The following is a 14,219-nucleotide window of genomic DNA, read 5'->3' as shown; positions in this document are numbered from 1 at the left end:
CGATGAGTGAACAATTTGGTGTTGCGATCGCCATTCTCTATCGCCAAAATCAATTTCTCATGCAATTACGCGACGATATTCCTGGAATCCTCTATCCTGGTCATTGGGGTTTATTCGGCGGTCACATCGAACCTGGAGAACTTCCTGATACTGCTATCGTCCGAGAACTTCAAGAAGAAATTAGCTACACTCCACCTACAATATCTAAATTCGGCTGCTATTGTGATACAAGCGTTGTACGTCATGTTTATCACGCGCCTTTAACCGTAGAACTCGATCGACTGGTTCTTCATGAAGGGTGGGATTTGGGTTTATTAACACCTGAGCAAATTTTACAAGGTGAATGCTACTCTAAAAAAGCTCAAGATACTAAACCTTTAGGCACACCTCACCAAAAAATTTTACTGGACTTTATTGAGCTTAAGCTTTATTCGTAAGAAATACGCCCATTACTACTAAAATCCCACCTGCTAGAAGACTTAAAGTAATTTCTTCTCGTAATAAAACTGCTGCTAGCAAAATTGCTGATACTGGTACTAAATTAATAAAAATAGCCGCTTTAGCAGGACCTATTACTCTAACGCCTTCAGAATACCAAATAAAACCCAGCGCCGAACTTAAAAAACCTAAATACCAAATCACTAACCAAGTAACGAAATTAATTTGAAAAAAATGTTGTAAGATTCCTTCTGATAACGCAGGAAAAAATAAGGCAATAGTGCCAATCAAACAAGCATAAGTAGTAGCAACTAAAGGCGAAAGTTGTTGCATGGCTAGTTTACCAATTAGCGTATATGCAACCCAGCTAAAGACACAACCAAATAAAAATAGATCTCCTATACTTAGATTATCATCCAATATATTGACTACGTTCCCTCTACTAATTGCCAAAGCGGCTCCTAATAAAGAAACAATAATTCCTATTATTTTAAAAGCTGTAAGTTTATCTTTGAAAAATAAGGCAGAACCAAGCGCAATAAATGTCGGGTTTAAAGCGACAATCAACGCTGCGCGGCTAGCAGCAATGGTTTGTAAGCCAAGAAAAAAGAAAGCATTGTAGGCAAATACCCCTGTCATACCTAGTAAAATAACTTGTATGAGTTGCTTTTGATGAAGACGCGGTAACTGTCCTTCTTGCTTGAGCGTGAGAAAAAGTAAACAAATTGAAGAAACAGCAAAACGGCAGAATGCAGCAGAAAAAGGGTCTAAATCTTGAACAATGACTCTTCCTGCAATAAATGTACCGCCCCAAACTACTGCTGTTAATATTAATTTGAGATAAACTACCAATATTAAATCCTAATACCTATATTCTTTATTAGTATTTATATTAATCATGAAAAATGATAGCAGTTTTTATAAATTGTCATTGTTTTAAACGAACCATAAAGAGTATATTTTCCACAGGGTTTTTCGTTAGCGCAGCGCTAGCTTAGCGAAGGCGTTAAGCTAGGACAAAAAGAAAAAAAACTGTAAAGATATTCTCCAAAATATAAATATTATTTTAATTTTTTATTGAGTTGAACTAAGATTCAGTAAAATTATAGTATAATTCATCAGTAAAAATTTAGAGCCGCATGATTTAATCAAGAAGTGTAGTAGGAAATAAGTTATCTGATATAACTAAATATCCTGCCCTACGTTATGATAACTATCAGTAAAAATTTTATAAACTATCTACAGTAAATTAAGTACAAGGCTACGGCGTATAACTGATTATTGACTGCGATGAACAATTCCTCCTCTGCATCTACTTCCACGGAACTTGATGGCAAGCCGATGCTGCGTAATGCGGACTATCGGAAACTGGATATCACCAAACTTTCACCGATGTACCAGCACTTTGTGCAAGTGAAAGAGCAATATCCGAATACTATACTACTTTATCGATGCGGAGACTTTTTTGAAACCTTCTTTCTCGATGCGCTGACAGTGTCGCGAGAATTAGAACTGGTGCTGACAAGTAAAGAGGGAGGAAAGGAAATTGGGCGCGTACCCATGACAGGAGTACCGCATCATGCATTAGAGCGGTATTGTGCAATGCTAGTTGAAAAGGGGTATGCGATCGCAATTTGCGACCAAGTTGAAGATGCAGAAATCGCCGCCGCCCAACATCGTCAAGTGCGCCGAGAAGTGACGCGGGTACTCACTCCAGGAACACTTCTAGATGACGGAATGCTGCAAGCACGACGCAATAACTTTTTAGCAGCAGTTGTCATTGCGGGTAATCACTGGGGGTTAGCGTATGCAGATATTTCTACTGGCGAGTTTTTGACAACGCAAGAAAGTAATTTAGAGCAACTGACGCAGGAATTAATGCGGTTGCAACCTTCAGAGGTTTTAGTTCCGACAAATGCGCCAGATTTAGGCAGTTTACTACGTCCTGGAGAAACTTCCGAGCATTTACCAGCGTGTTTACCACCTGCATTTTGCTACGCCTTGCGATCGCATACGGCGTTTACGCAATCAGAAGCGCGACAACGCTTAATTCAAAAATTTCGCGTGCGATCGCTGGAAGGATTAGGTTGCGAACATCTTCCGCTTGCAGTAAGGGCTGCGGGTGGGTTGTTGCAGTATCTAGAAGAAACGCAAAAAGAAAACCCGATCGCGTTACAAGCTTTACGCACATACACGATTAGCGATTACTTGATACTGGATCACCAAAGTCGGCGCAATTTAGAAATTACGCAAACAGTACGCGATGGGACGTTTCATGGTTCGTTGCTGTGGGCATTAGACCGTACAAGTACCGCAATGGGTGGACGCGCTTTGCGTCGTTGGTTTTTGCAACCACTGATTGATATCAAGGGCATTCACGCCCGACAAGACACAATTGAGGAATTAATCGAAGATAGTTCGCTACGGCAAGATTTACGCAGTTGTTTGCGACAAATTTATGACTTAGAAAGATTAACAGGTCGTGCAGGTTCTGGCAGTGCAAATGCAAGAGACCTTGTCGCTTTAGCAGATTCGTTAGCCAGGCTTCCCGAAATCGCGCGGATTGTAGAAACAGCAAGATCGCCTTACCTACGGGCGTTGCAAAAAGTCCCTGCTGTATTAGAAGAATTAGCCGCAAAACTCCGCAATTATCTTGTTGAATCACCACCGATTCTCCTTTCGGAAGGTGGCTTGATTCGCCCTGGTGTTCACTCACAACTCGATGAAAGACGCACTACCGTAGAAGCGGATCAGCAGTGGATCGCGAATTTGGAAGTCGAGGAACGCCTTAAGACAGAAATTCCCACACTAAAAGTAGGTTACAACAAAACGTTTGGTTATTACATCAGTATTTCTCGCAGTAAAGCCGATCAAGTTCCTCAGCATTACATCCGCAAGCAAACCTTAACGAACGAAGAACGCTATATTACTCCTGAGTTGAAAGAACGTGAAAGCCGCATTCTCAACGCTAGAGACGATTTAAATCGCTTAGAGTATGAAGTTTTTGCCCAATTACGCAGTGAAGTTGCCGAACACGCAGAATTGATTCGCAACATATCGCGTGCGGTAGCGGCCGCAGATGTGCTATGTGGTTTAGCTGAAGTAGCAGTTTATCAAGGTTACTGCCGTCCAGAAATGGTGGAAGGGCGAGAAATTCATATTGTCGATGGGCGTCACCCTGTCGTCGAACAATCTTTGCCTGCGGGATTTTTTGTCCCCAATTCTACGTTTTTGGGTAGTAGCGACGATCAATCCCCCGATCTCATTATTCTCACTGGACCAAACGCCAGTGGCAAAAGCTGTTATTTGCGTCAAGTAGGATTAATTCAGTTAATGGCGCAGGTGGGAAGTTTTGTTCCCGCAAGTTCTGCACGGTTAGGAATTTGCGATCGCATCTTTACGCGCGTCGGTGCAGTAGACGACTTAGCAACAGGTCAATCAACGTTCATGGTTGAGATGAACGAAACTGCAAATATTCTCAATCATGCCACGCGGCGATCGCTTGTGCTGTTAGATGAAATTGGTAGAGGTACAGCAACGTTTGATGGTCTTTCGATTGCTTGGGCGGTAGCAGAATATTTAGCAACTGAAATTCAAGCGCGGACAATCTTTGCAACACACTACCACGAGTTAAACGAACTTGCTTCAATTTTGACGAACGTAGCTAACTACCAAGTCACTGTGAAAGAATTACCCGACCAAATTATCTTTTTACATCAAGTCCAGCCAGGGGGTGCGGATAAATCCTATGGTATTGAAGCCGGACGCTTAGCCGGATTGCCAACTGTCGTGATTCAACGTGCCAAGCAAGTAATGGGACAAATTGAAAAGCACAGTAAAATTGCTGTGGGACTGCGTGAAGGAATTGCTGTAGAACGCCCTATCATAAAGGCAAACTAACTATTGACTTTTTGCTTAATGTATGCATCTGATTGACCAGGGATGAGGACTTTTCCCTCTTGATCGCATATTCCAGCTTTAGCAACACCATGTACGATAATCTTGCCGTTACCGATTGCTTTTGTGTAATGTTCGTGATGATGACCGTGAAAGACAGCTTTGACTCCTAGTGATACAGCCAGGTCATCAAGTTCTTTAAAACCGTAGCGATGGCACGAAGGTGCTTCATGCGTCACTAAAATATCTGCTTGCTGATGCCAAAGCGCTGCATAGTGTTGCCAAAAAATACTCGCATGATGTTTACGCGGAATGCCACCACGCCAACGTTCGCCTTTACCGCAGATCGACAACAGGTCGTTCGGACTAGGAAATCGTGGTGCAGCAGGAGGACGCCAGATTTTCGCGCGAAACACGCCGCCCAATCCAGCGATACGCACGCCAGCGATCTTAACAACGCGACCGTGTAAATTACGGTGCGCTAATTTTGATGAAAATAAATTGTCGTACCAACGGTCTTGATCCGCGTCGTGATTACCGTGGATGAACCAAATTTCGGTTTTATTCAGGATGGCAGCTAATTCTTCATCTAGCGATCGCTCTAAGTCAAAATCACCTAGCAACACGACTGCTTGCGGAGAATATGTTTTGACTGCCTGAATCACAGATCTAAAATCACCGTGCGGATCTCCACCGAATAAAATCATTAAGTTGAAAGTGCAACTCCCTATTGTAATAAGGATCGCATATTTGTAGCCGATGTTCCTTGACCAAAAGATGGATCAAAGCTTAAGCGCTAAGACGTATATTCAGAAGTTCTTTAGGAGTTATATTTTCTCTACCTTTCCTAATCTTGATTCTATTATCCGCGATTCTGTAACATTTTTTAATAAAATGCCGGATTAAGCATTACACTTCATTGCAAAATGAGACAATGGTGAAGCCGCACGTGATAATTTCGGATGTGGATTAACCCGCACAGGACTAGTAAAGGAGAACACCGTGGCAATGCAATCAAAGGAGCTAAAACAATATTCAGTGCGTGAGGATTTCAGCGAGTATGTAGCACATCTTCAGCTTCATATGACTTTACAAGCTCGGAATTTAGTTCCTAACCTCAACCCCAAGGTAATTGACAGCCGCGAACATCTACTCCATCAAACACAAGCAACGATTGAAAAATTTATTTCTCGCCAGGCAATATCGTAAGTGTCGTGCCGCTGTTATATCATCAAGCGCAGCGGGCGATTGTGTAGATTCATAATCAAGATACCAGACCTTAACACACCTACTAAGTGCTAAGGTCTTTTATATATTGGTATATTTTAGAGATATGTTGAGAAAATTTTGTCAGATATTTAAAGCTGAAAATCAATTTCCGTAAGGTCTTGCGGCGTTTAAATTCGGAAAAGCCAGAAATCCGTACTTAAGCAGAACAGCGATCGCCGAGCTTTTGCCGTTAAGATAATTGCAGCGACACCTTTTAACTTCAGGCTGAATGGCGGCCCGATCTAATATGACTTCCATGCCTCCTCAAAATCAAAGCCTAGTCATAAGACCCGTTCAATACCGAGATCTGGAGGGTATTGAACGCCTAAGTGCTGAATCCTTCGAGGCGGAACAATCAAGCACCGCCAAAAACGCTATGCGATCGCACTTCAGCCCACTGCGTCGTTGGTTTGGACTGCTCAAGTGTTTAAGCCTTTTTCCTAATCCGCTACAGTACCGCTTCTGCATCTATGTAGCTGAGCAATACCGCCAGGTGCAAGGTATGATCCAAGTTGCACCTTTTAACCGTACGCGTAGCACGTGGAAAGTTCAGCAAGTAGCTGTGGATGCGAAAGCCCGTACTCAAGGAATTGGTTCGCAGCTTTTGCGCTACTGTTTTGAAGCAATTGGTGAAGCTCGCACGTGGCTACTAGAAGTTAATGTCAACGACAAAGAAACCTTGGCGCTTTATCGTCAAAATGGGTTTCAAACCTTGGCACAGATGACATACTGGGAAATCGAGCCAAGCTTATTACAAGAATTAGCCGCGAGAGAACCTGATTTACCAAACTTGCTCCCTGTTAGCAATGCAGACGCCCAGTTGCTCTATCAATTAGATACCGCATCGATGCCACCTTTAGTCCGTCAAGTGTTTGACCGCGAGATTCACGACTTTAAAACAAGTCTTCTCGGCGCACTAATTGAAGGGCTAAGGCAATGGCGGAGTAAAACTGAGGTTGTGAGCGGTTATGTATTTGAACCGCAACGCAAAGCAGCAATTGGTTATTTTCAGTTACGGATGTGCCGCAAGAATGAAAAGCCGCACGTTGCGACTTTAACAGTACATCCTGCGTATACTTGGCTGTATCCAGAATTATTATCTCAACTAGCGCGTATTGTTCAAGACTTACCACCTCAGTCTTTACAACTCGCTTCGGCAGATTACCAACCAGAACGCGAAGAATATCTAGAGCAAATTGGAGCCAAGCGTGTAGAACATACATTAATGATGTCACGCTCTGTCTGGCACAAAATTCGTGAGTCTAAATTCGCATCTTTAGAAGGTCTACAATGGCCTGAAGTCCTCCAAGGCTTACAGCCAGCGCGGAAACCTGTACCTGGTGGTATGTCTTGGCTGCCAGACACTCCATTAAAGCTCAAAATGAATTCACAAGCGCATTTTGCCAATCAGTTTAATGTGTCAGATGCAACGCACGCAACAAGTAGTCACGAAGAAGATTCGTTGCAACATCAGCTAGACGACGAGGTAGAAAAGTAAATAATGTCAGAAGCTAGTCATTTACATGTCACTAGCAACCGTCAAACTGTGGATAGTGCGATGGAAAACATAAGCAGACGACGCTTTATTTCCGCGCTAGGATTAGATATCGGTCGTAAACGAATTGGTGTCGCCGGATGCGATGGCACAGGTTTAATTGCTTCAGGACTAACAACCATCGAGCGCAAATCTTTTGATTTGGACTTGGCACAACTCAAGTCGCTTGTTCAAGAGCGTCGTGTTCAAGTATTAGTTGTTGGTTTACCTTATTCAATGGATGGTTCTTTAGGTAAACAAGCACAAGAAATACAAAAATTAGCGAGTAGATATGCTCAGGCTTTGCAATTGCCGTTGGAATATATCGATGAGCGATTGACTTCATTTCAAGCCGAACAATTACTACAAGCACAAAATATTTCGCCGTCGCGCAACAAAGGACTTATTGACCGTAAAGCAGCAGCTTTGATTTTGCAGCAATGGTTAGATGAACGCCGTACGTAGGTAGGGGTTTAGCATGACCAAACTTGATACAAATCACATTTTTAAATTGATTTGCTGCTGATTAGCAAAAAGCCTGTAATATTAGGAGGTTAGTCACACCAGCGTGATATTCTGAAAGCTAACCAACACTGCCTAAAAGAGTTCATCCATAGGTAGTTTTCTAGTGTAGGTAAGTAAATTACCGACGTCCTTGTCAGATAAGTTGACGGTTCTTACTATCGGCTATGTTTCCATCTGAATTTTCTGAAGATAATGAGCAATCCCATGCTAGCTCCGTCACGCTGACGGATGAAGCAGGACGCGAACTAACTTGTTATGTAGAGCGATCGCTTTACGTAGACAATCAAGAGTATCTATTGCTACTTCCCGTAGACTCTGCGGTAGAAATTTTCGCTTGGCAAGGTGACGGCGAGGAAGAAGAAGCTGTTCCTGTCGAAGACGAAGAAACTATCGACAGAATTTTCGGCACAGCCGAAGCTGTCCTCGCTGAGCAGAATTTAGTCTTAAAGCACACCGCGTTTGCTTTGACTGTTGCGGGTGAATTACCACCTGTTGAAGAAACTGAATTATTTACGCTGGAAATTGAGGAAGACGGCACCGAGCTAGAACCCGAACAATTACAGTTATTAGCAAGTTTCTACCACGAAGAGCAAGAATACGCGGTATACACTCCCTTAGATCCACTATTATTTTTCGCAAGAGCAAATGGTAGCGGAAAACCAGAGCTACTTTCTCCTGAGGAGTTTCGCAAAGTCCAACCACAGTTAGAAGAACAGCTATTCGATGAAATGGAATAGTAAAAAAATAAGCGTGGGCATCAACGGTATTGCATCTTCTGCTAGATCCCAGGCTATTGAAAGCTAAAGTTCAATTAGCAAGAAAAGTGGTGCAAAAAGTATTTAAGTGGTCGCTCATTTTAGGTCTGCCGCTGGCATTAGGATTAGGTATTTTGGCAGGTAAAAACTGGTGGAATTCCATAAGTTCGCCACCGCAATTAATGGAAGCATCCGCTGTACCAGAAATTCCTGAAGCTCAAATTGTCAAGTTTCAAATTCCTCAAGGTACAGCAACGCAGCAAATTGGGCGCGATTTAGAAGCCGCAGGGCTGATCCGCTCTGCAAGAGCATGGGACTTATGGGCGCGCTGGTTGAAGTGGCAAGATCCAGACGGCGAGTTTAAAGCAGGAACTTATGCGTTGTCACGAACACAGTCGCTTGAAGCGATCGCTAGGCAAATTTGGCAGGGCAAAGTGATCGAGTTGAGCTTTACAATTCCCGAAGGCTGGTCGATACAGCAAATGGCAACGTACTTTGAAGCGCAAGGATTCTTTCCTGCCACAGAGTTTATCGCCGCAGCGAGTACGGTTGACCGCAGTAAATACCCTTGGCTACCTGCGGATTTACCCCACCTCGAAGGCTTTTTGTATCCAGATACCTATAAGTTAAACGGCGACCAAATTACAGCGCAAGCTGTGGTTAATCAAATGTTGCAGCGCTTTGAACAATTAGCACTACCTTTGTATGAACAACAACGCAATCAAACACAACTTGACCTTCGTGAATGGGTAACGCTTGCAAGTATAGTTGAAAAAGAAGCCGTCGTAGCAAACGAACGCCAAACAATCGCCGGAGTATTTGTACGTCGGTTAGAGGAAGGATTACCTTTAGGCGCTGATCCTACTGTGGAGTATGGCTTGGGTATTCGTCAAACTGCCGATCAGCCCTTGACGCTCGCTCAGGTGAATACACCTTCTCCTTACAATACATACATTAATCCTGGATTACCACCAACACCAATCGCTAGCCCTGGAATTGCAAGTCTTCAAGCAACACTCAACCCTGAAGATACTCCTTATCTTTACTTTGTTGCTCGGTACGATGGTACGCACGTCTTTAGTCGGACTTTATCCGAACACGAGGCAGCACAAGCTGCAATTCGCAGACAACAGCAGTTAAAAAGACAATAAGCTAAGTTAAAAATTACAGCACACCAGGGGTGGATCTAGCTAAAAAAGATACTTTACTTACTGTGGCTGATTATTTTATCGAGAAAGTATACTTGATTCCTCTACCGTCACTTTGAGCAGAACATGGATTGGAACGAACTATTGCAGCCAGATCTCATTCTTGAAGGTTCTATTCTTCAGCTAACACCTGATGTTCTGCGGCAGTATCAAATCAAAGGGCTAGTGTTAGACGTAGATGAAACGCTTGTACCAATCAAAGCTGCTGAAGCATCGCCAGAGTTGCAGCAGTGGGTAGCCCATACCCGAACAGTCGCGGAAATGTGGTTGGTGAGTAATAACCTCAGTGATACACGTATTGGCGGTATTGCTCGTTCCTTGAACTTACCTTACATTTGTGGCGCAGTTAAGCCTTCTCGCCGCAAATTAAGGCAGGCGCTGGCGGCAATGGAGCTACCCGTTGAACAAGTCGCGATGGTAGGCGATCGCCTGTTTACCGACGTATTGGCAGGAAATCGTTTGGGGATGTTTACGATTTTGGTAGAACCATTTGTGACTCCTGGCGAAGCGGTTCGTTCTTATCCCATCCGCAACTTTGAAGTCGTATTATCGCAGGTGATGGGAATATCACTGCCAGCAAAAAAACAAAAATTAGACAATTAGAATAGCTTAAAAAGCCGAAATCTTGAGAAAACTTGCTGGCATTATAGATCAAGAAAGCAGGAGGTAAAGGTCAAAAGGCAGAAAAAAGGCTTTTAGGTTCTAGAAAATAATTCCTTGCGCTACCCTCATGGTTTGAAGACCTTAAAATCATTGATAAACAACCTAAACGATAAATATCTTCAGCGCTCATCTGCTAAATTTGATATTTATTAATGAAATTAGCTTTCTCTGCTATCTGCCTGTTTCTTCATAACTTAATAGAGCCTTCGTTTTTACCAATCGTGAAGCTGGCACTTTACAATTGAGATTTAGAACAATCGCGCTTCTCATAATGCCTCAAACCCTTGTCGTCAAAATTGGCACCTCAAGTCTGACACAACCTGAAACAGGTCAACTGGCGCTTTCTACCATTGCGATGTTGGCAGAAGTTTTAACCCAACTGCGACGGCAAGGTCACAAAGTCGTATTAGTGTCTTCTGGGGCTGTAGGGGTAGGTTGTGCGCGATTAGGTTTAGTCGAACGCCCAAAAGCGATCGCGCTTAAACAAGCCGTCGCCGCAGTCGGTCAAGGACGGTTGATGCGCGTGTATGATGATTTATTCACAACGCTACAACAACCGATCGCGCAAGTTTTGTTGACTCGTAGTGACTTGATGGAACGCAGCCGCTACCTCAATGCTTATAACACTTTTCAAGAGCTACTTGGACTAGGCGTTATTCCGGTAGTTAACGAAAACGATACGGTTGCTGTAGAAGAATTAAAGTTTGGTGACAATGATACGCTGTCTGCTTTAGTGGCAAGCTTAATTGAAGCCGATTGGTTATTTTTACTGACAGATGTAGACCGGTTATATTCTGCTGATCCGCGTTTTGTGCCTGATGCTAAACCGATAATGCTTGTTGAGAATATTGCACAGTTAACTCATTTACAAGTCAGCGATCGCGGTTCGCAATGGGGAACCGGTGGTATGGTTACGAAAGTCACAGCCGCAAGAATTGCGACAGCAGCGGGTGTTCGTACGGCAATTACTGAAGGACGATCTCCTTACAATATTACTCGCATCTTGCAAGGCGAACCACTGGGAACGCAGTTTGAACCACAACCGCAGCCCACAAATGCACGAAAGCGCTGGATTGCTTATGGTTTAATTCCTGCTGGTAAGCTTTACCTCGATTCTGGTGCGATTACCGCAATCAGTCAAGGTGGTAAGTCTTTATTAGCCGCAGGAATTAGCACAGTTGAGGGAGAATTTGACAGCCAGGAAGCGGTGCAGTTATGCGATCAGCATGGTAATGAAATCGCTAGAGGAATTGTTAACTATAGTAGCAACGAACTCAAGCGTATCCGTGGGCGACATTCTAAAGAAATCTCGGCAATTTTGGGCTACGAAGGTGCAGAAACTGTCGTTCATCGTGATAATCTTGTTTTGATTTAGACTCTAGGATGAATGAATTGTGTGTTTGATGGGCGGTGCGCGACAATTTCAAACCGCACACTTAAGCCTTTCATTGCATCTACTAGATGTGATAGAAGTGCATAGATAAAAATAATGACACCTAGCATCTCGAAAAATTCTTCAATACCTGCTATCAACGCATAACCCATGTTTTGTTCGCCGTAAACTTGTGCATAGTATCCACCAATCGCTTCGATACCAATTGCACCACTTACAAAAATTACACCGGCTAACAGAATGAGTTGACGAGTCTTGCTTGGGAGATTTTTAAGAAACTTTGCAAATGCAAGTAAACACACTAAAACAAATACAATACCAGGAACTATCCAAGCATAATGCAGTAAACCACTAGCATTGAACATGGAACGCAAAGGATCAGTCATTCGCTCATGAAGACTTGTAATCTCATCTATAGCAAGACAAAGAAAAATAATCGATAGTGCAACCCAGTGACGCACTTGGCGATCGCCTCTTACGTGCTTCGCGTAAGCAATAATTGCAAGTAATATTGAACTTATGAGTAACAAACCCATTGCGTAAATTGTTGGAATATTAAGCTCTCGATCTAAGTTAAGCTGTTCCGCAATAAAATCTCTGGAAACGTAATCAGGTAAAAAGTGTTCAGTAAATTGCCCCACTAAGTGAGCACCTAGCAGGGCAACTGCTATATAAAATAGTAACCGAGTAGTTTTGTAAGGAGAAACAGGAATTTCTAATTTTTGACGTGGTATGTGTACCAGTTGCTTAGCATCTACAGATTCCAAATGACGTTGATAATCTTTTTGAACTAGACGCAGATTTTTCTGCGAACTACGTTCGGGTAAAACAACTTTTTCGATTAAGTAATCAAGCGTTTGTTGTCTAATCCAACCCTTTTTAACTAAAATTTCCCCTAGACGTTTTTTTTCTGACCGTTGAGCCGCAAGTGCTGCTTTTAGTTGCTCAGAACTGATAAAACCAGCTTCAATCAGATATCTTCCTAGTGGCTTCTGCTGCTCGATATCTTTCTTAACCTTAGTCACCATTAGCAATTCCTCATCCTGATGATCGCGTTGCCCATCATCATGACAACGCATTGTCTTTACTATGAATCTTTATAGTGTCATCATTGAAGACTAGATTAAGATGAGTTTAAGGAATCTTTGACTAGCTTGAGACTAAATTAATGATTAGTTAAAGATTAATGCATTGAGCGTCTGACGTGTTAGTTTAAATCTACAAATACTATTACTTAAGCGAAAATCACTTTAATAGAGGTGAGTTCTCTACTTAAAGCGATCTTGTGAGTAGCATTCTTGTTTCCAGCAGCTTTCAAGGATTTGTACTCTGTATATATATTGAAACCGTCGTGGATCTAATATAAATTCTGTTTTTTGATCGAACAAAGGTTGATTCAAGTATTGCAACAATGGAAAGTTTACAATGCTATGTTTTAGACTCATAATATTTTTGGATATTTATGACAATAGGCAGTTTTTGATCAGAATAAAAACTTAAAGACAACTTACTGCTACGTCAACCCTGCCATAAAAACCAATTATTTTTCCTGGTGAAGAATACTGAATATTCAAATCATCTTGAGTCTGAATCTGTAATTTTGCGGTTGTGATGAAATATTATTTATGGCATTAGCATTTTGTAATATTGCTGAATGAATTTGAATCTCGCAAACTAACTCAACTACATCATTAAACTTGTGGTAGTAGTAGCCGAAAAATATCTACAGCAATCCCAATTCAATTATGAGAGTCTAGGAAGACCCAAACCTCGTTTGTGACTTTCTTCATGCTAGAAGCTCTTAATGTACTTCATTAGCTATTTTCTTATAGCCGTTTCTCACAATTCATTTAAGATTACTATATTAACAATTACGCATTGAAACGGTTCGCCTGAGCGAGTGATGCTTTCAGAAGCGCCCGAATCATATTAAAACCGCGCTGCAATCGCGCAGGTTGCTTATATAAACGTTCCATCAACAAAACACCCTCAATCATTGTCAGCAGTTGTTCGGCTAGTTCTTCAGGAGTGATGTGCGTTTGCAGTTGAGATTGACCGGCTTGCAGTAATTGAGCGATCGCACTTTGCCACTCGTCGAAAACTTGAACTAAATGCTCTTGAAACGAAGTATCATGTTCGACTAAATCGACAATCAAATTACCTAACAGACATCCCGCGCAGTTAGGGTCAGAAAGATGTTTTTCCTCTAAGCGATCAATCATCCAAAAGAGATTTGCGATCGGGTCTCTAGATGCATTCATTGCGGGTATCAGGATAGCAGCTTTAAGTTCGCTCCATTTAAAGTCAATGAGTGCGTGCGCCAGTTCGTCTTTTGACTCAAAATAGTTGTAAAAACTACCAGAAGACACTTGACTAACCGCAAAGAGTTCCTTCAGCCCTGTTGATTGAACGCCTTGACGATGAATCAGTTCTCCAACTGAGGACAAGATATCCTCGCGAGTGCGCTTGAGATTGACCATAAACGTAAGTAGCTGCTATCCCACAGTTTTTTATTTTATTTCTGTTACTTGTGTTAC

14 protein-coding genes are annotated in these 14,219 nt (G+C 42.4%); 9 read left to right on the top strand and 5 right to left on the bottom strand.

What is annotated here, in order from left to right:
- Positions 1-2 precede the first annotated feature (2 nt).
- Positions 3-437, top strand: coding sequence for an NUDIX hydrolase (locus tag GLO7428_RS05320; protein WP_015187536.1), 435 nt, complete (start codon positions 3-5; stop codon positions 435-437).
- On the opposite strand, the gene GLO7428_RS05315 is transcribed toward GLO7428_RS05320, so the two are convergent.
- Positions 421-1,290 (bottom strand): DMT family transporter, encoded by an 870-nt coding sequence (locus tag GLO7428_RS05315; protein WP_015187535.1) that lies wholly within the window; start codon positions 1,288-1,290, stop codon positions 421-423. The genes GLO7428_RS05320 and GLO7428_RS05315 overlap by 17 nt on opposite strands.
- A 489-nt stretch (positions 1,291-1,779) precedes the next feature.
- Here GLO7428_RS05315 and mutS point away from each other — a divergent pair, with 489 nt between their 5' ends.
- Positions 1,780-4,338 carry a DNA mismatch repair protein MutS gene (gene mutS / locus GLO7428_RS05310; RefSeq protein WP_015187534.1) on the top strand — a complete coding sequence of 853 codons (2,559 nt, stop codon included), beginning with the start codon at positions 1,780-1,782 and terminating at the stop codon, positions 4,336-4,338.
- On the opposite strand, the gene GLO7428_RS05305 is transcribed toward mutS, so the two are convergent.
- Positions 4,335-5,042 (bottom strand): metallophosphoesterase, encoded by a 708-nt coding sequence (locus GLO7428_RS05305; RefSeq protein ID WP_015187533.1) that lies wholly within the window; start codon positions 5,040-5,042, stop codon positions 4,335-4,337. The genes mutS and GLO7428_RS05305 overlap by 4 nt on opposite strands.
- A 301-nt stretch (positions 5,043-5,343) precedes the next feature.
- Here GLO7428_RS05305 and GLO7428_RS05300 point away from each other — a divergent pair, with 301 nt between their 5' ends.
- Complete coding sequence (locus GLO7428_RS05300) at positions 5,344-5,544, top strand: hypothetical protein (protein WP_015187532.1); 201 nt, start codon at positions 5,344-5,346, stop codon at positions 5,542-5,544.
- 162 nt (positions 5,545-5,706) lie between these two features.
- Here the strand turns inward: GLO7428_RS05300 and GLO7428_RS28310 are convergent, their stop codons facing one another.
- Positions 5,707-5,862, bottom strand: a complete 156-nt coding sequence (locus tag GLO7428_RS28310) for a hypothetical protein (protein WP_196797462.1) — start codon at positions 5,860-5,862, stop codon at positions 5,707-5,709.
- On the opposite strand from GLO7428_RS28310, the gene GLO7428_RS05295 reads away from it, so the two are divergent.
- The 6 genes from GLO7428_RS05295 (at position 5,852) to proB (ending at position 11,664) form a co-directional block, all read left to right on the top strand.
- Entirely contained in the window at positions 5,852-7,102 is a 1,251-nt protein-coding gene (locus tag GLO7428_RS05295) for a GNAT family N-acetyltransferase (protein ID WP_196797461.1), read from the top strand. The genes GLO7428_RS28310 and GLO7428_RS05295 overlap by 11 nt on opposite strands.
- 60 nt (positions 7,103-7,162) lie before the next feature.
- Entirely contained in the window at positions 7,163-7,603 is a 441-nt protein-coding gene (ruvX, locus tag GLO7428_RS05290; RefSeq protein ID WP_041918918.1) for a Holliday junction resolvase RuvX, read from the top strand.
- Between the two features lie 224 nt (positions 7,604-7,827).
- The gene (locus GLO7428_RS05285; RefSeq protein ID WP_015187529.1) at positions 7,828-8,400 is read left to right on the top strand and encodes a DUF3727 domain-containing protein; all 573 of its coding nucleotides are present in this window, start codon (positions 7,828-7,830) and stop codon (positions 8,398-8,400) included.
- Positions 8,401-8,489: 89 nt separating this feature from the next.
- Positions 8,490-9,569: an endolytic transglycosylase MltG gene (mltG, locus tag GLO7428_RS05280; RefSeq protein WP_015187528.1), complete on the top strand. Its 1,080-nt coding sequence runs from the start codon at positions 8,490-8,492 to the stop codon at positions 9,567-9,569.
- Positions 9,570-9,692: 123 nt separating this feature from the next.
- Positions 9,693-10,229 carry a YqeG family HAD IIIA-type phosphatase gene (locus tag GLO7428_RS05275; RefSeq protein WP_015187527.1) on the top strand — a complete coding sequence of 179 codons (537 nt, stop codon included), beginning with the start codon at positions 9,693-9,695 and terminating at the stop codon, positions 10,227-10,229.
- A 331-nt stretch (positions 10,230-10,560) separates the two neighbouring features.
- On the top strand, positions 10,561-11,664 hold the full coding sequence (gene proB / locus GLO7428_RS05270) for a glutamate 5-kinase (RefSeq protein ID WP_015187526.1): 1,104 nt from the start codon (positions 10,561-10,563) through the stop codon (positions 11,662-11,664).
- Here the strand turns inward: proB and GLO7428_RS05265 are convergent.
- Together GLO7428_RS05265 and GLO7428_RS05260 are read right to left on the bottom strand one after the other, a co-directional pair.
- A complete protein-coding gene (locus tag GLO7428_RS05265; protein WP_015187525.1) occupies positions 11,661-12,761 on the bottom strand; it encodes a hypothetical protein in 1,101 nt (366 codons plus the stop codon). The two genes, proB and GLO7428_RS05265, sit on opposite strands and share 4 nt — an antisense overlap.
- A 792-nt stretch (positions 12,762-13,553) precedes the next feature.
- Positions 13,554-14,162, bottom strand: a complete 609-nt coding sequence (locus GLO7428_RS05260; RefSeq protein ID WP_015187524.1) for a TetR/AcrR family transcriptional regulator — start codon at positions 14,160-14,162, stop codon at positions 13,554-13,556.
- Positions 14,163-14,219 lie beyond the last annotated feature (57 nt).

Origin of the sequence: Gloeocapsa sp. PCC 7428, assembly GCF_000317555.1 — a bacterium.
GTDB lineage: Bacteria > Cyanobacteriota > Cyanobacteriia > Cyanobacteriales > Chroococcidiopsidaceae > Chroogloeocystis.
Note: the sequence above shows the minus strand (reverse complement) of the source record. Positions and strands in the feature narration are given on the sequence as shown.

Coding starts and splice junctions, on each gene's coding strand:
- GLO7428_RS05320 (WP_015187536.1), top strand. CDS start 3: ATGAGTGAACAATTTGGTGTTGCGATCGCCATTCTCTATCGCCAAAAT.
- mutS (WP_015187534.1), top strand. CDS start 1,780: ATGCTGCGTAATGCGGACTATCGGAAACTGGATATCACCAAACTTTCA.
- GLO7428_RS05305 (WP_015187533.1), bottom strand. CDS start 5,042: ATGATTTTATTCGGTGGAGATCCGCACGGTGATTTTAGATCTGTGATT.
- GLO7428_RS05300 (WP_015187532.1), top strand. CDS start 5,344: ATGCAATCAAAGGAGCTAAAACAATATTCAGTGCGTGAGGATTTCAGC.
- GLO7428_RS05295 (WP_196797461.1), top strand. CDS start 5,852: ATGACTTCCATGCCTCCTCAAAATCAAAGCCTAGTCATAAGACCCGTT.
- GLO7428_RS28310 (WP_196797462.1), bottom strand. CDS start 5,862: ATGGAAGTCATATTAGATCGGGCCGCCATTCAGCCTGAAGTTAAAAGG.
- ruvX (WP_041918918.1), top strand. CDS start 7,163: ATGGAAAACATAAGCAGACGACGCTTTATTTCCGCGCTAGGATTAGAT.
- GLO7428_RS05285 (WP_015187529.1), top strand. CDS start 7,828: ATGTTTCCATCTGAATTTTCTGAAGATAATGAGCAATCCCATGCTAGC.
- GLO7428_RS05275 (WP_015187527.1), top strand. CDS start 9,693: ATGGATTGGAACGAACTATTGCAGCCAGATCTCATTCTTGAAGGTTCT.
- proB (WP_015187526.1), top strand. CDS start 10,561: ATGCCTCAAACCCTTGTCGTCAAAATTGGCACCTCAAGTCTGACACAA.
- GLO7428_RS05265 (WP_015187525.1), bottom strand. CDS start 12,761: ATGCGTTGTCATGATGATGGGCAACGCGATCATCAGGATGAGGAATTG.
- GLO7428_RS05260 (WP_015187524.1), bottom strand. CDS start 14,162: ATGGTCAATCTCAAGCGCACTCGCGAGGATATCTTGTCCTCAGTTGGA.